General features: G+C 35.5%; 13 protein-coding genes. 12 read left to right on the forward strand and 1 reads right to left on the reverse strand.

The features are described from left to right. The first annotated feature begins 226 nt into the window (after nt 1-226). The 12 genes from porU (at nt 227) to C1H87_RS16790 (ending at nt 20720) form a co-directional block, all read left to right on the forward strand. Nucleotides 227-4117, forward strand: a complete 3891-nt coding sequence (gene porU, locus C1H87_RS16735) for a type IX secretion system sortase PorU (protein WP_102756913.1) — start codon at nt 227-229, stop codon at nt 4115-4117. A gap of 97 nt (nt 4118-4214) precedes the next feature. Then, entirely contained in the window at nt 4215-5432 is a 1218-nt protein-coding gene (porV, locus tag C1H87_RS16740; protein ID WP_102756914.1) for a type IX secretion system outer membrane channel protein PorV, read from the forward strand. Nucleotides 5433-5543: 111 nt separating this feature from the next. After that, nucleotides 5544-6026 (forward strand): cytidine deaminase, encoded by a 483-nt coding sequence (cdd, locus tag C1H87_RS16745; RefSeq protein ID WP_102756915.1) that lies wholly within the window; start codon nt 5544-5546, stop codon nt 6024-6026. 199 nt (nt 6027-6225) lie between these two features. Beyond that, the gene (gene pdhA, locus C1H87_RS16750) at nt 6226-7224 is read left to right on the forward strand and encodes a pyruvate dehydrogenase (acetyl-transferring) E1 component subunit alpha (RefSeq protein WP_102756916.1); all 999 of its coding nucleotides are present in this window, start codon (nt 6226-6228) and stop codon (nt 7222-7224) included. A gap of 3 nt (nt 7225-7227) precedes the next feature. Continuing rightward, nucleotides 7228-8853, forward strand: a complete 1626-nt coding sequence (locus tag C1H87_RS16755; protein WP_102756917.1) for a pyruvate dehydrogenase complex dihydrolipoamide acetyltransferase — start codon at nt 7228-7230, stop codon at nt 8851-8853. Between the two features lie 279 nt (nt 8854-9132). Then, nucleotides 9133-11937, forward strand: coding sequence for a BspA family leucine-rich repeat surface protein (locus tag C1H87_RS16760; protein WP_102756918.1), 2805 nt, complete (start codon nt 9133-9135; stop codon nt 11935-11937). A gap of 488 nt (nt 11938-12425) precedes the next feature. Next, on the forward strand, nt 12426-13412 hold the full coding sequence (locus C1H87_RS16765) for a M28 family metallopeptidase (RefSeq protein ID WP_102756919.1): 987 nt from the start codon (nt 12426-12428) through the stop codon (nt 13410-13412). Continuing rightward, on the forward strand, nt 13405-14088 hold the full coding sequence (locus tag C1H87_RS16770; protein WP_102756920.1) for an SDR family NAD(P)-dependent oxidoreductase: 684 nt from the start codon (nt 13405-13407) through the stop codon (nt 14086-14088). The genes C1H87_RS16765 and C1H87_RS16770 overlap by 8 nt, the downstream gene beginning before the upstream one ends. Nucleotides 14089-14322: 234 nt before the next feature. Continuing rightward, entirely contained in the window at nt 14323-17121 is a 2799-nt protein-coding gene (locus C1H87_RS16775) for a gliding motility-associated C-terminal domain-containing protein (RefSeq protein ID WP_158655260.1), read from the forward strand. Nucleotides 17122-17128: 7 nt separating this feature from the next. Next, nucleotides 17129-18040 (forward strand): PorP/SprF family type IX secretion system membrane protein, encoded by a 912-nt coding sequence (locus C1H87_RS16780; RefSeq protein WP_102756922.1) that lies wholly within the window; start codon nt 17129-17131, stop codon nt 18038-18040. Between the two features lies 1 nt (nt 18041). Further along, complete coding sequence (locus C1H87_RS16785; RefSeq protein ID WP_102758308.1) at nt 18042-20069, forward strand: OmpA family protein; 2028 nt, start codon at nt 18042-18044, stop codon at nt 20067-20069. 15 nt (nt 20070-20084) lie between these two features. Further along, the gene (locus tag C1H87_RS16790; protein WP_102756923.1) at nt 20085-20720 is read left to right on the forward strand and encodes an HAD family hydrolase; all 636 of its coding nucleotides are present in this window, start codon (nt 20085-20087) and stop codon (nt 20718-20720) included. A gap of 158 nt (nt 20721-20878) precedes the next feature. Here C1H87_RS16790 and C1H87_RS16795 read toward each other — a convergent pair whose 3' ends face one another. Then, on the reverse strand, nt 20879-22012 hold the full coding sequence (locus tag C1H87_RS16795) for a T9SS type A sorting domain-containing protein (protein WP_102756924.1): 1134 nt from the start codon (nt 22010-22012) through the stop codon (nt 20879-20881). Nucleotides 22013-22389 lie beyond the last annotated feature (377 nt).

Below are 22389 nucleotides of genomic sequence, written 5' to 3' on the forward strand. Positions count from 1 at the left end.
AGAATTAAACCTAATAACGCAAGCCATTTTCTACATTTTAACCAAAAAAAAGTGTATTTCACCCTATTTTTTTGACGTTACAACGATGATTTTGGCTTTTTTGACCATTGTTTTGTGTTAGTATTAACGCATGATTAACTAATTTATTATTGTATTTTTGATGTAGTTTTTAAATTTGTTGTTTTTTTACAATAATATCAGGACTTTAACTGCGTTGTTTTAATTGATGAAAGAGAAAATTTTATTTTTATTTTTTACTGCGTGCACATTAGTTGCGTTTGGGCAGCAAAAAAAATACACGATTCTTTGGGATGGTTCTAAATCAATCTCTGTTGGAAGTTATACCATTGAAGTACCTTCGTTTAATAGTGAAAACTTTGTTTATGGCCCTATACAGGGACTGCTATTTGTAGATCAATGGGAAACCAATCAATTAATAAATGAATCTTCCATAACGATTAGTCATGTTACTTATGCTCCCATATCTAAAACCAACTTAAAGGATTTAGATATAAATAAGATTCATGGAGAATTAAAATATAGTTTAAAAAATTCCATAGCTAGAGACAAGCAATATGCATCCTTAAGCCTTTCACCAATAATTAAGGATTCTGGAGATAGTTATAAAAAGGTGGTTTCATTTCAGATTAACTATAAACATGGTGCAAGTGCTCGTAGAGTGTCTTCATTGAATAAAGGTTTTAAAACATCTAAGGCTATTAGTAATTCTGTATTGGGCACAGGAGATTGGTATCGGTTTTATGTAGATGAGACAGGTGTTTTTAGATTGTCGAAAAACTTTTTGCAAAGTTTAGGAGTAGATGTAAATAATGTAGATCCTAGAAATATTAAGTTATATGGACATGGCGGGAGTATGATTCCCTATTCTAATGCCGTAGCTTATCCTTTTGATGTTCCGGAGAATGCCATAAAATTTGTTGGAGAAGAAGATGGTGTTTTCGATAATGGAGATTATATATTGTTTTATGCCCAAGGACCAAAAGGATTTAACGCAGAGAGTAATACCAATATTAACTGTTATACCGATAAGACCTATTATTATATTAATGTAAGTGGAGGGGCGGGCAAACGTATTCAACAATTCGCTCAGCCACAGGGAGCCGTTAATATGGTTATTGATACATTTGAAGACTATCAATTTTATGAAATAGATAAGTTTAATATTGCTTCTTTAGGAAGACGTTGGTTAGGAGACGGGTTTAGCGTGGATAGTCACCAAACTTTTAAGTTTGACTTTCCAGGTCTTATTACAACAGAACCCATAAGACTTAAGGTTTTTGTAGTAGCGGCTGGAGCAACCCAAAGTACTATGGAGATTACGGTAAACGGAAGCCCAGTTAGAACATTAAGTCTGTCTGGGGTGTCAAAAACTACTTTGGCAATAGCAGGGGAACATATTGGTAACGTTAATGTAAGCAGTTCAGAAGTAGAGGTAGGACTTACTTTCGATCATCGCGGAAACCCAAGTACGTTAGGACATCTGGATTATATATCGATAGAAGCCATACGCGCATTAAATTTTAATGATAAACAGTTTCAGTTTAAAAACAGTGCCGTTGCATCGGCTTCGGGAATAGGGCAATATAATATTACTAATGCAACAGAAATTTCAGAAGTTTGGGATGTAACCGATATGTATAATGTGTCTAACTTCGTGAATACAGATGGAACTTCAACTCTTAGTTTTACATCGACATTGGGGAGTTTAAGAACCTATGTAGCACTTACACCAACAGATTACCTACAGCCAAAATCAGATTCTAGAACCTCGATTAATAATCAGGATATAAAAGGAACTATTTTTCAAAATAGTCAAGGAGCGTTTCAAGATGTAGATTATATTATTGTATCACGCAATGATATGATTAGTGAAGCAGAACGTTTAGCACAAATAAATAGGACGCAATATAATTTGAATGTAAAAGTCTTGGGGCTGGAAGAAATTTACAATGAATTTAGCTCGGGTAATCAAGATATAGGCGCTATTAGAAATTTGATTAAATACGTTTACGATAATGCAAGCGCACCAGAGAATAGAATAAAATATGTGTGTTTATTTGGTGATGGCTCTTATGATTATAAAGACAGAATACGTAATAATACTAATATTGTGCCTTCGTGGCATTCGTATAATAGTTTAGACTTAACGGGGTCTTTTATTTCAGATGACTTTTATGGTATGATGGATACCAACGAAGGTACTATGGGAACTAGCGATAGGTTGGATATTGCTGTTGGTAGAATGTTGGTGGATACTCCACAACGCGCTAAAGAAATGGTCGATAAAATGGAATCCTATTATGTAAAGGAAGCTTTTGGAAGCTGGCGTAATAATTTTGTTGTTATATCTGATGATCCGGACGAAAAAATACCAACAGATTTACAAGAAACTACAGATCTAATTGGAAACAGAGTAACCCAAGAAAAGCCATTTATTAATACGATAAAGATACACTCTGATGCGTTCAAGCAAGAAACCTCTGCTGGAGGGGATAGGTACCCTGAGGTTACTACCGAAATAGCCAATTCTGTTGATAATGGTGCTTTGGTGGTAAATTATTTTGGTCATGGTGGAGAAGATGGTTTGGCAGGAGAGCGTATATTAACAAAACCAGATATTAATAACTTTCGAAATTTTTGCAAACTTAATTGTTTTGTAACGGTAACTTGTGAATTTACCAAGTTTGATAACCCATTTAGGGATACTGCTGGCGAATTCACATTTTGGAATAAGCAAGCCGGAGCCGTTGGATTGGTTACAACTACGAGGCAAGTATTTGTGAATTTTGGAATTAATTTTAATAGAGAGTTTGGTCAATACCTGTTTTCTTATAGCGATAACGATACTTACGCAGACCATGAATATCCTTCTGTAGCCGAAGCATTAAGGCTGGCAAAAAACGACCCTGTCGTTGCAGGGAATATACAAAAGCGTTTAATATTCTATATAGGAGACCCTGCTATGAAATTAGCATTCCCTAAACCTAATATTCGATTAACAGAAATTAACGATGTACCAATTGCCCAAGCTACAGATACATTAAAAGCACTAAGTCATGTAAAATTGGCTGGGGAGGTGGTAGATGTTTCCGGGAATTTAATCCCAAATTATAATGGTGTATTGTCAACAACTATATATGATAAGGCCATAAGCAAACAAACCTTGGCTAATGATGGTATTACAGATAATGGGCAAACGGTAAGATTAAATTTCGAAACACTAGGAGAAATTATATTTAGAGGTCAGGCCTCTGTAAAAGACGGTCGATTTGAGTTTGATTTTGTAGTGCCGAAAGATATTGGTATTCCGGTAGGGTTTGGTAAAGTAAGTTTTTATTCAAGAAATGAAGCATTAACCGAAGATCAGTCAGGAGCAAGCGTTAATACAGTTAGAATAGGAGGATTAAATGAAAATGCCGCCGAGGATAATATAGGTCCGGTTATCACCCTTTATATGAATGATGAGAACTTTGTATCGGGGGGTATAACAAACGAATCACCTACATTATTGGCTAAACTGGAAGATACTAATGGTATTAATACGGCTAGTGGTATAGGGCACGATATAGTAGCTATAATAGATGGAGACGAAACAAACCCAATAGTACTAAATGATTATTACCAAACAGAAATAGACGATTATCAAAAAGGAGTTGTGAGCTTTCCTCTTAGGGATTTAGAGCCCGGATTGCATACTTTAACCTTAAAAGCCTGGGATGTGTATAACAATTCCTCGACTTCTGAAATTCAATTTGTTGTATTCGATAAAGATCAGGATTTGGTAATTAATAATGTACTTAATTACCCTAATCCCTTTGTAAATTACACAGAATTTTGGTTCAATCACAATAGTTCGGAACCTTTAGACGTTTCTATACAGATATTCACTGTTTCAGGAAAACTAGTGAGAACGATTAATGGTGTAACAACAGGGGGTATAAAAACAACAAGTTCGTTATCTAGAGATCTTGTTTGGGACGGAAGAGACGATTTTGGAGATAAAATAGGAAAAGGGGTCTATATTTATAAACTTACAGTACACTCTAATCTATTAAATAAAAAAGTAGAAAAAATTGAAAAACTGGTCATCTTATAGTGCTATTCGACGATTTGTAACGCAAAAGCTAAACAAGTTGCAGATAAAAACTGACGAGTTTTAAAATAAAAATTATATTTACAACTAAATTTAATACATGAAGAATAAAATATTAATCGCAATAGCATTTGTTTTTGTACTAAAACTAAATGCTCAAGAAACAGTTATTTTACCAGGTCAAGATAGGAGAGCAATAACCACAGGATTGCCATTTGTTTTAATTGCTCCAGATGCAAGAGCAGCTGGTATGGGAGATATGGGTGTTGCAACTTCTGTTGATGCTTTTTCGCAACAATGGAATTCGTCTAAATATGTGTTTTCAGAGACAAAATCAGGAATTGGTGTTAGTTACACGCCTTATCTAAGTAAATTGGTAAACGATATCTTTTTAGGAAATCTTACCTATTTTAACCGTTTAGATGAGCGTAGTGCGTTTGCTGTAAGTTTAAGATATTTTTCTTTGGGAGATATCGAATTTATTTCTGAAGCCCAAGCCCAACAGCAAGCGTTTACTCCAATAATTGAAAGACCAAACGAGCTTACCTTAGATGCATCTTATGCATTAAAATTATCAGATAGGTTTGCAATGTCTGTAGCTATGCGTTATGCGAGATCGGATTTAAAATTAAATAATGCAGATATCGATGCAAGTTCTGCAAATACTTTTGGTGTGGATATTTCCGGTTACTATCAAAGTGAGGAAGAAGCTTATTCCGATTTTAACGGACGTTGGAGAGCTGGATTTGCTATTCAGAATATAGGACCAAAATTTAAATATGTTGAAGATGGTATAGAGAATTTTCAGCCTACTAACTTACGTTTAGGAGCTGGATTCGATTTTATATTCGACGATTTTAATAAAATTGCCATAACAGGCGAAGTAACAAAACTATTGGTGCCAACACCTCCTGTTTATGGTTTTGTTGATACAGACAGTGATGGAGACCAAGATAATGACGAACCTACTATAATTGTAGAAGGAAAAGATCCGGATGTAAGTTTTTTATCTGGAATGTTCCAGTCATTTGGAGATGCTCCAGATGGTTTTAGCGAAGAGCTAAAAGAGTTTACCTGGTCTTTGGGTGCAGAATACGTGTATCAAAACTCTTTTGCTTTTAGAGCGGGTTATTTTAACGAAAGCGAAGATAAAGGGGCTAGAAAGTTTTTAGCACTAGGAGCTGGCTTTAAAGCCAATGTTGTAAATATAGATTTGTCTTACTTGTTTTCGGCATCAAAAGTTCAAAGCCCGTTAGAAAATACATTGCGTTTCTCTTTAACGTTTAACATTGGAGAAAATGCGTATAATGAATATTAATTAGAACCGTATTTAGTTTAAGATATATAAAGGAAGGTGTTTAAGAAGTAGGATTATAAATACTTTTTAAACACCTTCTTTTTTTATTTATAATATTTATTACCTTTAAATATGAAAGAAATAAAAATAGAAACCACATTATATATATATCAAGATTTAGATGCACTTCCAACAGACATAATACCACTCATGCAAAAGGCTTTTAAAGCTCGTAATAGGGCCTATGCGCCTTACTCAAATTTCACTGTAGGAGCAGCACTGTTGTTGGATAATGGTGAAATTATTACCGGTAACAATCAAGAAAATGCATCCTATCCATCAGGGTTGTGTGCCGAGCGTACAGCCATCTATTATGCAGGTTCGCAGTATCCAGATGCAAAAATAATCCGAATGGCTATTTCGGCAGGATCAAAAAACAACCCAACAACAAAACCTATTCCACCTTGTGGAGCTTGTAGGCAAGCCATTGCCGAATACGAAATAAAACAGGAAACCCCAATTGAAATTTATTTTATGGGAGAAACAGGGAAAGTTGCCAGATCCAATTCACTTGCAAACCTATTACCTCTCGTTTTTGATAAAACCGTGCTTTAGGATCTTGATAAAAGCATTTTTAAATTCATAAAAAATTTTAAATAACACAGCATTCAACATAAAAAATTATTAAAAAAGTAATCTTGCCTATAAAGAGTTTTTTTTTTGATATTTTTTTTACTTTAATGAACTAACGTTTTTGCAATAACTAGCAAAGTATTACTTTTGTATTTGCTTAATTAAAACCTAATACTAGTCGATGCAAAAAATCACTAAAGAAACGTACCTTAAATGGTATGAGGATATGCTGTTTTGGAGAAAGTTTGAGGATAAACTGGCAGCTGTATATATACAACAAAAAGTAAGAGGATTTCTCCATTTGTATAATGGTCAAGAAGCGGTTTTAGCAGGAGCTTTACATGCGATGGATTTGACTAAAGATAAAATGATTACTGCCTACAGGAATCACGTGCAGCCAATTGGTATGGGTGTAGATCCTAGACGTGTTATGGCCGAGTTATATGGTAAAGCTACTGGGACGTCTCAAGGTCTTGGAGGCTCAATGCATATCTTTTCCAAAGAGCACCGTTTTTATGGAGGTCATGGTATTGTAGGAGGTCAAATTCCTTTAGGAGCTGGTATAGCTTTTGGAGATAAATATCATGAAGTAGATGGCGTTACGCTTTGTTGTTTTGGTGATGGAGCTGCAAGACAAGGGTCACTTCATGAAACCTTTAATTTAGCAATGCTTTGGAATCTTCCGGTTGTTTTTGTTTGTGAAAACAATGGATATGCCATGGGAACATCGGTTGAACGTACAGCAAACCATGAAGAAATCTGGAAATTAGGTTTAGGTTACGAAATGCCTTGTGGGCCAGTAGACGGGATGAACCCTGTAAAAGTAGCGGAAGCATTCGATGAAGCTATTCAACGTGCCAGAAAAGGTGGTGGACCAACATTCTTAGAGTTAAAAACGTACCGTTATAGAGGACACTCTATGAGTGATGCGCAACACTACAGAACAAAGGATGAGGTAGAAGAATACAAGAAAATAGACCCGATTACTCAGGTTAAAGAAGTTCTTCTTGAAAAGAAATATGCTTCAGAAGATGATATTAAAGTAATCGACAAGCGCGTGAAAGATTTAGTGTCTGAATGTGAGAAATTTGCAGAGGAATCACCATTCCCAGACAAGAACGTTATGTACGATGCTGTATACGAACAAGAAGATTACCCATTTATACAACATAAATTATAAGCTATGGCTATAGTAATTAATATGCCGCGTTTAAGCGACACCATGGAAGAAGGAACTGTCGCAGCTTGGTTAAAGAAAGTAGGAGATAAAATAGAGGAAGGTGATATTCTAGCAGAAATAGAAACCGATAAGGCTACAATGGAATTCGAATCTTTCAACGAAGGGACTTTACTTCATATTGGAGTTCAAGAAGGAGAAACAACCAAAGTAGACGAACTATTAGCTATTATTGGAGAAGAAGGTGAAGATATTACGAGTTTACTAAGTGGTGGCGGTAATGCTCCCGCAGAAGCAAAGGAAGAAGCCGCACCTGCTCAAGATGAAGCCTCAAGCGAGCAACCAGCAAGCGAAGCTGAACTACCAGAAGGTGTTATAGTTGTAACCATGCCACGTTTAAGTGATACCATGGAAGAAGGAACAGTTGCAACATGGCTTAAAAAAATAGGAGATACCGTTGAGGAAGGTGATATTCTTGCAGAAATAGAAACAGATAAAGCAACAATGGAGTTTGAGTCGTTTCAAGCAGGTACATTGTTACATGTAGGATTACAAGAAGGAGAATCGGCAAAAGTTGATGACTTGTTGGCTATAATTGGTCCAGCAGGAACCGATGTATCTGGAGTTGCAGGCAACTTTAAAGCAGGTTCTAGCTCAGCAAAAGCAGAAGAAGCTCCTAAAAAAGAGGCGCCTAAAGTAGAAGCTCCTAAAAAGGAAGTTGCAGTAGCTGCTTCTAGTGCGACTACTAAGCCGCAAAAAGCACCTCAAACAGCATCTGGCGGACGCATCTTTGCATCGCCTTTAGCAAAAAAGATAGCAGAAGAAAAAGGCATTAACCTAGCTCAAGTTCAAGGTTCTGGAGAAAACGGACGAATTATAAAATTCGATATCGAGAATTTCGTTCCAGCACAATCAGGAGCAGCAGTAGGTAAGTTTGTACCAACCGGACAAGAAGATTTCGATGAGGTTGCAAATTCGCAAATGCGTAAAGCAATTGCCAAGTCGTTAACAAAATCGAAGTTCTCAGCACCACATTATTACTTGGCAGTAGAGTTCGATATGGATAATGCCATAGCATTCCGTAAGCAATTTAACTCGATTCCGGATACCAAGATATCATTTAACGATATGGTAGTAAAGGCCTGTGCCTTGGCATTAAAACAACATCCTCAGGTAAATTCACAGTGGTTTGACGATAAAATGCGTTTAAACAACCATGTACATATTGGTGTAGCAGTAGCTGTTCCAGATGGTTTGGTAGTTCCTGTAGTTAGATTTGCCAACGAGCAATCGTTACCACAAATAGGAGCAGAAGTAAAAGAACTTGCAGGTAAAGCAAGAAACAAAAAGTTAACGCCAGATGAAATGTCTGGAAGTACTTTTACGGTTTCTAATTTGGGTATGTTTGGTATTGATTATTTTACATCAATAATTAACCAACCAAATTCAGCTATTCTATCTGTAGGAGCCATTGTTCAAAAACCGGTTGTTAAAGAAGGACAAATTGTTGTTGGAAATACCATGAAGTTAACTTTAGCATGTGACCATAGAACAGTTGATGGCGCCACTGGAGCACAGTTTTTACAAACATTAAAAGGGTATATTGAAAACCCGGTAACTATGTTGGTATAACAAATAATTCCTGCGTATGCAGGAATCTCATTATAAAAACAAAAACCTGTTTCATTTTTGAAGCAGGTTTTTTGTTTATATAGATTAATTGGTTGTCATTTCAACATCCATTAAAATGATGAAAAATACTGCATTTAACTTACAGTTAAGTGCGGTATTTTTTTATTGCAGTTGTAAATTTTATAACAACAAAAAAAAAATTAATTTCTTGATGTACATCAATGGTAACATTAGGCTTTTAAGCTAATTTTACCTTCGTTAATCCTTAAATCTATCATAATGATAAAAAAGATACCACTTTTGGTACTTCTCCTATTGTGCTACACCTCATTACAAGCACAATTTAAAACGACTTGGCAAACTACTACAGCCAATGAACCAATTACTATACCTACAAGTGGTACGGGCTATAATTATACTGTAGATTGGGGAGATACCACGCCTCCTGAAACTGGTATTACAGGAAGTGCAACGCACACATATGTTGTAGCTGGAACTTACACCGTTACAATTACTGGAACTTTCCCCAGGATATCTTTTAGTAACAGTACTCCTGAAAATAAATTAAAAATACAAAGTATTGACCAATGGGGAAGCCAGGTGTGGTCCTCTATGGTAGGAGCTTTTAACGGCTGTACAAATTTGCAGGGCAAAGCTACAGATGCCCCAAATTTATCTATGGTAAGAAACATGAATACAATGTTTGAAAATGCCTCAAGTTTTAATCAGAATATTGGTAATTGGGATGTTTCTAATGTTGAGAGCATGCATAGCCTGTTTAAAGGGGCTTCAAAATTTGATGGCGATATAACAGGTTGGGATGTTTCAAATGTTACTAGCATGACGAGTATGTTTGATGGCGCTTCAGATTTTAATCAGAATATTGGTGATTGGGATGTTTCGAAGGTTACTACAATGGCGTTTATGTTTCGTGGTGCAGAAGATTTTGATGGAAATATTGGGAATTGGAGCGATAAAGTAGCCAGTGTTCAAACTATGCGAGGTATGTTTATAAGAGCAACAAACTTTAATCAGGACATAGGGGACTGGGATGTTTCAAGTGTTAAAAATATGCGTTTCATGTTTGGATTTGCTACTACCTTTAATCAGGATTTAGATTGGAACGTAGCTGCAGTTACCGATATGAGCAATATGTTTTATGCCGCAATAAATTTTAATGGAGATATAAAGAATTGGATAGTTTTGAATGTTGAGCATATGGACGATATGTTTTATCAGGCAGCCAAATTTAATCAAGATATAGGTGGTTGGGATGTAACAAATGTTACCAGAATGGATCATATGTTTGCAGGAGCAATAAGTTTTAATCAGAACCTTGAACGTTGGAATGTTGTAAGCCTTACCAATGCCAGAGGCATGTTTTCTAATGTTAAACTGTCTATGGAGAATTATGAAGCTTTGTTAGAAGGTTGGAGCAATCGTTCATTACAACGAAATGTCGTTTTTGACGGAGGACTAAGTACTTATTGTAAAAAGAAAGAAGCTAGAAAAAAGCTTATAGACACTTTTGAGTGGCGTATTAGAGATGGCGATGAGGACTGTTCGTTATTCGATGCACAATTTGTTACCACTTGGCAAACTACAATCGCGAATGACCCTATAACTATACCTACTACCGGACCAGGTACAGGTTATAATTATACTGTAGATTGGGGTGATACTACCCCCGAAGAAACTAATCAAACGGGTAATGCAACACATATCTATGCCACAGCAGGTACTTATACGGTTACAATTTCCGGAGATTTCCCTAGAATTGATTTTAGTAACAGTACACCAGCAAATAGATTAAAAATACAGAGCATAGAGCAATGGGGTACTGAACAATGGCTATCTATGGAAGGCGCCTTTCAAGGTTGTGAAAACTTAATAGGAAAAGCTACAGATGCTCCAGATTTATCTAGAGTAGGAATGAGTATGGAGCGTATGTTTGATGGCGCCTCAAGTTTTAATCAGGATATTGGAGATTGGGATGTTTCAGAAGTTACTTCTATGGAGTATATGTTTCGTAACGCCAGAAGTTTTAATGGAAGTATTGGGGCTTGGGAAGGAGATGTTCGTAATGTAACTACTATGGAAGGCATGTTTGATGGAGCAACTGCTTTTAACCAGGACATTGGGAATTGGAGGGTTTCTAATGTAACCACCATGAAGAACATGTTCCGAGGAGCAACAAGCTTTAATCAAGATATAGCACCCTGGGAAAGTACGGTTTCAAGAGTTCTCAATATGGAAGGCATGTTTGAAGGTGCCACAAATTTTAATCAAAATATTGGAAACTGGTACGTCTATAATGTAACTAACATGCAGTATATGTTTCGTAATGCTGCCAGTTTTAATGGAAATATAGAGCGATGGGGGGCTTCAGTTTCAAGTGTTACCAATATGGAAGGTATGTTTGATGGAGCAACAAGTTTTAATAAGGATATTGGAGGTTGGTATGTTTATAATGTTACTAATATGAAGCATATGTTTCGTGGTGCAACTGATTTTAATGGAAATATAGCACGTTGGGGGGATTCTGTTTCAGAAGTTACCAAAATGGAAGGTATGTTTAATGGAGCAATAAGTTTTAATCAAAATATAGGAGGCTGGGATGTTTCAAAAGTTGAAAATATGACAAATATGTTTGCGGGTGTTAAGCTTTCTACAGAAAATTATGATGCGTTGTTAAAAGGCTGGAGCAGACGTTTAATAAAAAGCAATGTAACATTTCATGGAGGCGATAGTATGTATTGTAATGGAGAGGACGAGCGGGACAGGCTAGAGACCAATTTTAGTTGGGTTATTACAGATGGCGGTAAGAATTGCAGTTTAAGCACTCAAGACATAACGCCAGATACAATTAAGATAGTGCCCAATCCAACAATAGCCCATATTAAAATAGATTTAGATGATGTAATCGAGCAAGTAAACATTTACAATTTACAAGGCGCCGAAGTCATGTCGCAAAAACAAATGGATAATAAAACTATGAATTTATCGCAGTTATCTGCGGGTACTTATATATTAAAGTTACAAACAGATACAGCTACAATAGTTCGTAAAGTTGTTAAGAAGTAATTATAACAGTTTTAATGTTTTAATATTGAGAGAGGAGGGGCCTAAAAGATGTCATTTACAATTAAGATAAACTTGCTCGCCCCAGCAAGCATTATTTTAAGATAAGTATATTCATGCTAGTACTTTTGCGGTTTTTTTAATGTACTAGCGATATTCACTACAAAGTATGCTTTGTAGTTCTTATATACTTAAAATGACAAAGAATCTATTTTTTAGGCACCCTCTTTTTTTACCATTCTACTAACCAAATCTTCCTTTTAGCCTAAATATTAAAGGGGATACAAACCGATGCATGTACGATAACGCGAAAAGTAATTAAAAAAGTAATTCCATTATTTTAATATTCTAACAAAGAGCTTATCTCAAAAACAAGCATAAGCGTAATCTAACAAATTAAACCCAATACAACTTTAGAAAGAAAACAATTAGACCAATATAGCATTATTATAATAGCAGTTTTTTATCTTTAAACACTAATAAAGCACACAATGAAAAAACTATTAAGTATAATAACAACCATAATGCTTATAAGCTGTGGTTCGCAAAATAAAGTATCGGATGGAACAAACAATAAAGCAGATGCCACTTCTAAAAGTAGGACAATACCGGTATTAAAAGAAAATGTAATATCAAGTCTAGAGTATTTGGCTTCAGACGCGTTAGAAGGAAGGAACACGGGAAGTGCAGGTATAGAAAAAGCTGCTGTTTTTATTGAAGATTTTTTTAAGAAAAATAACGTTCAACCCTATTTTGAAACTTACAGAGATAGTTTTTATATTAAGGATATTGTTGGGTATAATGTGGTAGGATATATTGAAGGACAAGATGCACAATTAAAAAACGAATTTGTTATTCTGGGAGCACATTACGATCATATAGGAACAGCAGAACCGGTTAATGGAGATACTATAGCCAACGGTGCAAATGACGATGGTTCTGGTACCGTGGCCGTTTTAGAGTGGGCAAAATATTTTTCCAGATCCAAAAGCAATAAACGAAGTATCCTGTTTACATTGTATGCAGCAGAAGAAATGGGTTTAAAGGGCTCAGGTCATTTGGCAAAACGATTGAAAGAAAAAGGAATTGATTTATATACCATGATTAATTTCGAAATGGTTGGTGTTCCAAGAGCTAAACAAGAAACCATGGCTTATATAACAGGGTATAAAAAATCTAATATGGCGGAAAAACTTAACCATTATGCCAAGGATACTATTGTTGGGTTTTTACCACAGGCTAAAGCGTATAATCTGTTTATGCGATCGGATAACTATCCTTTTTTTAATGCGTTTAAAGTGCCGGCTCAAGCCATTTCCACATTCGATTTTACCAACTTCGATTATTACCACCATGTAGACGACGAAGCCGATAAAATGGATTTTGAACACATGACGTCCTTTATGAATAAAATGATTCCAGCTATAGAAGGCATGGTAAATGCCGAAACCAAGGAAATAAAATTAAACGATGAGTAAAAATATAATCATTACAGGAACAAGTAGAGGGATTGGATTCGAGTTGGTACAATTATTTGCTAAGGCAGATTATAATGTGCTTGCTCTATCTAGAAACAGCAAGCCAATTGAAGCGCTCGAGTTAAAAAATGTAATAGCATTATCATTCGATTTAAGTAAAAAAGACGATTATAAAAAAGTAGAAAGCTTTATTGGCTCTAATTGGAAACAAGTAGATGTGTTAATACATAATGCAGGAACGTTGCTCAATAAGCCTTTTGTTGAAACATCAATGGAAGATTTTGAACACGTATACAAAACCAATGTTTTTGGAGTAACCGAACTAACCCGAATAGCCATACCGTTTATGCAACGTACTAGCCATGTGGTAACCATTAGCTCTATGGGAGGTGTACAAGGTAGTATGAAGTTCCCGGGATTGGCTGCCTATAGTTCTAGTAAAGGCGCGGTTATTACTTTAACCGAACTACTAGCAGAAGAATATAAAGAAACAGGCCCATCGTTTAATGTGCTAGCCTTAGGAGCTGTGCAAACCGAAATGTTGGAAGAAGCTTTCCCAGGATACCAAGCTCCCACTACCGCATTGGAAATGGCACAATATATTTTCGATTTTTCCCTAAATGGTAATAAATATTATAACGGAAAAATACTACAGGTGTCTAGCTCGACACCTTAAAATATAGATTAAAAGAGTATAAACATAGACTAAAGCTGCCTTGATGAAATTTGTACAGTTTTATCAGTTTTTGACTATAATTTTTAGTGAGTTAATACATATATTTGGAGGTGTTAAAACCTATTAATAACCCTTTTGCCCAAAATCAAAACAGTAAATCAAGGATAATTGATTTGCAAAAATAAAACCCACTTTGTAGTGAAAAGTATTAAATTTCTAATTTTCGTTATGGTTATGTCTTCATTAACGAAAATTCAAGCACAATGTGTTACCGACGAAAAAACAATTGAGATCTGTGATATAACTGTTGTAGATAGCGACCCTAGTCCGGGTAGTCCAGATCCAGATGGAATTATTAACCTGTTTGATAGTTATAACGCCTTTCCAGGGGTTACCCCAATAGATGCAACTATGGGAACTTGGTTCGATCCTAATTTCAATTTTGCATTAGATGGAGTAGGCAACTTGCACTTGTGGGATTTGGACAGATCTTCACTAGCAGAAACAAATCATCAATTTCACTTTTTAAATGCTTCATCAGGATGTCCTAATGATATTCTTATAAGGTTTAATGTGGTGGTGGGACCTTTTTCTGGTTATGCCAAAGGCGCTGGGACTACTGGAGCAAATATACAAGTTTGCGACTTAAACTCTACACCAAGAAATAGATGTAATTTAGAACCAGATATAGATCTTTTTAACGCTTTAGAGCCTATTCCGAGTCCGCATCTTAATGGCAGATGGGTGTACAATGGAGGTGGTTCTGGTTTTGTTAACTTAAATGGTTCATATTTAACAGTTACCATTCCATATTCAGAAGGACCATCTCGGGTTGATGAGCAAACGTTTCATTTTACTTATATAGTTCCGGGTATGAATCCTTGCGACGTTGAAGATCAAACAGATGTTAGTGTTTCTGTTGTAAGAAAAGTTTTTTCTGGATATTCAAAAAACAGACGTATTTGTGAGGATGTTATTAAAAGTGGGGCATATGATGCAGATATAGATTTAAGAGATGATGAATTTTTAGCACTGGAAGATACAGATGGTACCTGGATAGGGGATACTTTTGGTCAAGTAACTAACCCCATAGATTCCAGAATAAATATTAAAGATATTTATGACCAAATTATAGCTAGAGACGGTATTAGGTTTGGATGCGCAAGAGCAGGCTATAATTACAGGGTAAAACAACGTTCGGGAGTTTGTGAAGACACAACATCTACAGTTGGTTTTAAGATTTATGAAGAAATAAGGCAGTTTACAGCAAAAGCAAATCCGCCATCGTACTGCGAGGATGATACAACACAACCAGCTAGTATAGATTTATATGATCTACTTGAATTTGAAACCGAAGTCGATCCTTCAACAGGGTTAGACGTTTTATTTGAATATGACAACGATGCTTGGACGAATTGGGAATTTATTTCTGGTCCTTCAGATTTAGGTCTTGTATCCAATACGAATCTTCGAGCTCCTCCAATTGGATATTCTCATTTAGGAACTATTAATTTAGTAAATGCTCCTCCTGGCGATTATGTTTTTCAATATATAGTTCATCCTGAATATAATTGTTGGCCGGATTTTTTTCAAGCGTATGATTATACGCCAGATTATTGTGATAAAACGATAGATGATAATCTGCCATGTGGCCAAAAATCAGAACAGGTAAGATTTACAATATATCCTAAACTTTATGCAGGTGAAAACACATCGGGAGCAGAATTTTGTGAAACAAATCCTCTTATGGCGAATCCGTCAGGTATACAGCTAATCGATTTATTAGACGATAATGGTGTTGAAACTATTTATAGAGGGGTTGATGGAGCGTGGTTCGATTTAAATACAGGAAATCGCATACCAAACCCATATACTTTACCAGAAATTAGCGATCAGCGGACCTTTAGATTTGAATATATTACAAGAACCAGTGAAGGTTGTGAAGATAGAGCCACATTATCTTTTACAGTATTTGAAGAATACCAATCGGGAACAGGGTTGCCAAATAGAGATGTATGCGATAATAATGTACCCTTTGATTTGTTCGACGAGCTAGCCGGTAATCCTAGCACTAATGGTACATGGATAGGACCAAGCGGATATACCACTACAACTCATAATGCCATATTTACACCAGGAGTTTCAGACGAAGGTGATTATACTTATACTGTTCCAGATAATGTTAATAGTTCAGGAACAATTTTATGTTCTGGAAGCTCGGCTACTATAACAATTAAAAATCATCAAGCTCCAAATGCGGGAACGGGAGGTGATTATTTAGTGTGCCGATCCGATTCAGAAATAGATTTAAAAGATTATTTAGGGGCTTCGGCAGATTCTGGAGGCGTTTTTAGAAATTTAGATACTGGCGACTTATTATCCGATAGCTTGCTGGATGTTTCTCAATTACCAGCAGGAATATATAATTTTCAATATGAAATTCAAGGTCATGCTTCCTGTCATTTGGAAACATCCCAAATTGGAATAACCATAGTAGAAGTACCAATTCCTACAGCAACAAATCAAACATTTTGTGCTGCATTAGGAGCAACAATTTTAGATCTCGTTGCCACTAATGGAGCAGATTTTAATTGGTATGATAATATTGATGATACAACACCGCTGTTAATGGGAACTGTTTTAGTTGATGGAGAAGATTATTTTGTTGCAGCAGTAAATTCAGATGGATGCGAATCTCCAAGGATAGGAATAACAGTAGAAATTTTACCTCTAGATCATAAAGATTGCGAGAGTTGTTTTAAAGATGGGATCTCAGTCAATGGAGATGGAATGAATGACGAATTCGATCTATGTGGTCTACCTAATGCTTTTCCAAATTTCGAATTAAATATTTTCAACAGATTTGGAACAACCGTTTACAAAGGCGATAAAAATACGCCACCATTTAATGGGGTGTCAAATGTATCTTTAACACTGGGTAAAGAGTTACCATCTGGTGTTTATTTTTATGTGTTCGATCCTAAAAATGGTTTCACAGAACCAATACAAGGCAATTTTTATTTAAGTAGATAATAACAGCATGAATATAAAATTAGTATTACTATTCATCATATGTAGTCTGTCGGCATTCTCACAACAAGAACCCCATTATACCCAATACATGTATAATATGAGTATGGTGAATCCCGGGTATATGATTAACGAACCAAGTATTGTTCAAGTAGGAAGTTTGTATCGTACACAATGGGTTGGTATAGAAGGTTCTCCAAAAACTGCTAACGTATTCGGACATATACCATTAAATGATCGTATTGAATTAACTGTAAACTATTTAAACGATAATATTGGAGGAAACATAAATTTAAGCGAAAATGTATTTAATATAGATGCCGCATATAAAATAAGTCTCGCTAACGATTTAAACCTTTCTTTTGGTTTGAAAATGGGGATCGATCATTTAAACTTTAGTGCTTTGGGGAGTAATGTGAGTAATGATCCATTGTTTGAGAATACAAAAAAGACCGTATTGAATGTTGGTGCCGGTGTATTTCTTTTCAAGCATAACTATTATGTAGGGTTGTCTTCCCCTAACTTGGTTCCCAGTGATCTAAACGTAAATAGTAATATTGTATATAACGATAATCCACATGCTTTTTTAATAGGAGGTTATGTGTTTGATATTAATGATGATCTTAAGTTAAAACCATCTACAGTAATAAAATACGTAGGAGGATCACCTTTGTCTTTCGATATTTCTGCAAATGCCCTATACCTTAATACTTTTGAGTTGGGTGTTTCATATCGATATCAAGATGCAACATCGGGATTGGTTGGCGTTAATATAACACCCAATCTTAAAGTAGGATATGCTTACGATTTTAATACCAGTAAGTTAAATAATTATAACAGCGGAAGCCATGAATTTGTATTGCTCTATAAGTTTGATGTGTTAGGATTGAGTAAAAAATATGCATCGCCAAGATTTTATTGATATGATTAAGAAAATAACCTTTATTGTAATTACCCTGTTTGTTATACAGGGATCATTTGGACAAAAAAGAACAAGAGCCGATCGTTTTTTTGAAAAAGGAGATTATATCAATGCGGCTATATATTATGAAGAAGAACTAAAAAAAGAACGACACAAAAAAGCTTTAGAGAATATAGCGACTTGCTATTATAACACCTTTCAATATAGGTTGGCATCACGCTATTTAAAGCAATTAGTTAAAGGGAGGTTTGGAGAAAAAGATAAAACCTATAATAATGAGTATAATTTTAAGCTATATCAGGTACTATCCGCTTTAGGCGATTACGAAACAGGCTTAGACTATTTTAAAAAATATAAGGAAAATGCATCGGCATCATTAAATAAACCAGAGTCTATAGAAATTATAGAGGAGTTTAAGCTTAAAAACCCTGATTATGACATAAAAAAAACACGGTTTAACTCAGATGCATCCGATTTTGGAGCGGTGAAACATAATGACAGTGTTTACTTTACTTCAGATAGGGATACTAAAAAAATATTTGGAAAAACTTATAAGTGGACGCATCAACCTTTTTTGGATATTTATGTTACCAAAGTAAATGATAAAAACGATACGATAGGGAGTACCATAGCTTTACCAAAAACCATAAACTCGAAGTTACACGAAGGCAATTTCTGTTTTAGTGACGATGGAAATACGATATACGTGTCTAGAAGCAATTATACCGATGGTAAAAAAGAGTTTAACGATCAGTCTGTAAACGACATTCATCTCTATAAAGCAAACCGGGTAGAAGGTAAGTGGAGTAAGTTGGAAAAGTTGTCATTTAACAAAAACGGATTTTCATATCAGCACCCGGCGCTAAGCCCCGATGGTAAAAAACTCTATTTCTCATCAAATATGGAGGGTGGTTTTGGAAGCTTCGATTTATATTATGTCCCTATTGCAGTAGATGGCGTATTTGGCGATCCCGTTAATTTAGGAGCTACCATCAATACCGCAAACAGAGAGCATTTTCCTTTTATTTCGCAAGAAGGAAACCTGTTTTTTGCTTCTAACGGACATTTAGGTTTGGGTATGCTGGACAATTTTGTGTCTGAGTTGGTTGATGGCAAGTTTACAATTCCAATAAATTTAGGAATGCCCGTAAATTCCAGATACGACGATTTTAATTTAAATTACTACAACGAAAAGCAAGGCTTCTTTTCTTCCAATAGAAATAAAAAGAACGACGACATTTTTATGTTTACCCAAACCGGGGAGATTTTTATCAGGGAGTATATCAACATGTTTGAAGTAAGGGATTTGGAAACCAAAGCCTATATCCCTAATGCCAAAGTGGTACTACTAGATAAAAACGACAAAGAGCTATACACAAATACCCTAGATTCTTTGGCGGCATTCAATATGAATTTATTGGCAGGAAACTATCTGTTTAAAGCAGAACATGAAGCGTATCGACCAAACGATATGAATATTAGAGCCATTGAGGAGCAAGACCAAAAGCATATATTGTATTTAAGCAAAATACCACCTCCGGAGCCGCCAGACCCTATAGATGTTATTATTACAGAAAAGAAAATTGATAAAAAACTTAAGGAAGAAGACCCCGAACGTTTTGCTTTACTCACCGATACCGAAGGTCCTCCAGTAGTTGAAAAAGATGGTAAGTTATTCTTTGAATTAGAACCGATATATTTTAATTTTGACATGTGGAATATTAGGGCAGATTCTAAAGTGATACTGGACGAATTGGCAGCTAAATTAGAGCGTTACCCTAAAATCCATTTAAAGATAAGTTCTCATACCGATAGTAGAGGAACGGTGCGTTACAACCAGATATTATCTGAACGACGTGCAGAATCTACCAGGAATTACTTAGCCTTAGAAGGTTATATAAATGCCCGTAGAATGAAGTTTCAAGGTTTTGGAGAACAGGAGCCCATTGTACCATGTCCGATGTTGGAATGTACCGAAGAGGAACACCAATTGAACAGGCGTAGTGAGTTTGAGATTGTGGAGTATTAAGTTTATTATTGACAAATGAGTAAATATAAGTGCGTTATTTTCGATTGTGATGGTGTTTTAATCGATAGTGAATCCATAGCCGTTGGTACTATGGTAGATATGGCAAACGATTTAGGAGCCAATATTGAAAAAGAAGGTGCTGTTGCCCAATTTAAAGGGAAGTCTTTCGGTACCTGTATTGAAATGATTTCAGAACGCATTGGAGCACCTGTGCCAGAGACTTTTGAAGAAGATTACAGAGTAAAAAGCTTCGAAGCTTTTAAAAAAGATATCCAACCTATTGAGGGTATAAAAGAAGTGGTTGAAAACTTAAAACTGCCTTTTTGTACCGCATCCAGTGGTCCAGAAAATAAAATCAGACTTAATTTAGGAATCACTGGACTATTACCATTTTTTGAAAATAATATTTTTAGCTGCTACACCATTGGAAAATGGAAACCAGATCCTGCTGTGTTTTTATGGGCAGCAGAAACTATGGGTTTTAAACCAAGCGAATGTGTGGTGGTAGAAGATAGCTTGTCTGGAGTTCATGCAGCAAAACGTGGAGGTTTTGATGTGTTTGGGTTTACCGCACATGATTATCATAATGAGTTGAAAAGTGAGGCTACTAAAGTATTTAGAAGTATGTCTGACCTTTTAAAAATGTTGTGATGTTTTTTGGCGACTGTTGTTCGTTTAATGTTATTGACAAATACACGTATGGTTTTCAAATTGTAAATTTTCTCACCAGAAAAATTACTTGTAAAAGTGCATGTTCTACTCAAATGCCCTCTTAGTTATGCTTACTTAGCCTCTTTTAGTCACTTTTATTAGTGTTTAATAATTTTAATTGTTTGATTATCAATTTTCAAAAAATAGATATTAGTAGGTAAGTCCGTTAGATTGATATTTATTGTTTTAGATGTACCTATTCCAGTTATAACATTCTGCCCTAGAATATTTAAAACCGAATATGGCATCGTGTGATGTGTCGTTCTTTCAACACGAACTATGGCATTGGTTGGATTCGGATATATTTTAGTCTTATCAGGTTTGGGGGCATTCAGTCCTAAAATTGGTGTGCAATCTGAAAAGAAATCTTTAATGTAACTTTTTTGAGTATCATTAGTTGCATGTGCTGCATCCCCTCGGATATGTGCTACCTTGCCAGATAGATAAGAGAATTCAGTAATCTCTGGATTGCCAGAAGATGTCCCTGATGCTATTTGAGTACCTGTATATCCTTGATTTTGGGCTATAATATACGCTGCTTCTTCAGCAGGTAAAAAATCAACTCCAACAGGTGATGTACCTCCATTATAAGGAATTATTGGATCATTAGTATTGGAAATACTTAAATACCTTCTTGTAGTTAAAGGATTTGTTGAAACGTCGTAACCACAGTACGCACTAGAAGGATTAGTAGAAGAACTTGGCTTGTAAAAATTACCAGAACGATATAACGACTCGTTTAGGTGAGAAACGATGGCGCAGACGATATCTATTCCTGTATTGGTATTCTCTACAAATATTCTATTTGCCAGAGATGCTCCATTTGAAGAGCCTAAAATTCTAATTTGATTGGGATTAATATTAGAATAGCCTTGTACAAGCGTTACAAGATCATCTATCATTTCAACATCTGGTGCATCGCTATTTTCTTCGCAAATATTCCAACTATTTTGATATCCTGTTACACCAATAAGGACATGGCATTCTAAAACACTCGAAAATTGAGTAATCGAGCCCATAGCATTCCCTCCATTACCATGAAGTATTATACAGACAGGAAATCCATTTGGGGGTACAGTTCCTGTTGGCACTTTTATGCTTATTGGATATGTGTAGCCACTTGGTTGCTGAGACCATGTTTTAGTAACATTTAATATGCTTGTATTAGTTAAGTTTTGAGAAATAGCCAATGCTGGTAAAACTATAAGAATTAGAAACAGTGCTTTTTTCATGCCTTATTATTTATTTTAACCTTAAGTAACGTTTGAAAAAATGTTCGAAATTTAGCTCCCAGTGCCTAACAACTTAATATGAGATCGTTTCAACACTGAAACATATATCCTTAATTTAGTTCAGGAAGTTTCAAACGGATTGCTTTATATTAAACAAATTTAGGTAAATTTTCTTACAAAATGAGTGGTTGCGATTTTAAAGCATTTTTATATGTTTGTGTACATCAGATAGATAACTAGGGTTTGTGAAGCAAAAGGCGATGGTTTTGGTGTGTTTGGGTTTACCTCATGATTATATAATGTGCTAAACAAAGAAGCTACTAAGACGTTTAATAGGAGGATGCCGGAGCTTTTGGAGGTGATTTATTAGGTGTTCG

Source organism: Flavivirga eckloniae (genome assembly GCF_002886045.1).
Classification (GTDB): domain Bacteria; phylum Bacteroidota; class Bacteroidia; order Flavobacteriales; family Flavobacteriaceae; genus Flavivirga; species Flavivirga eckloniae.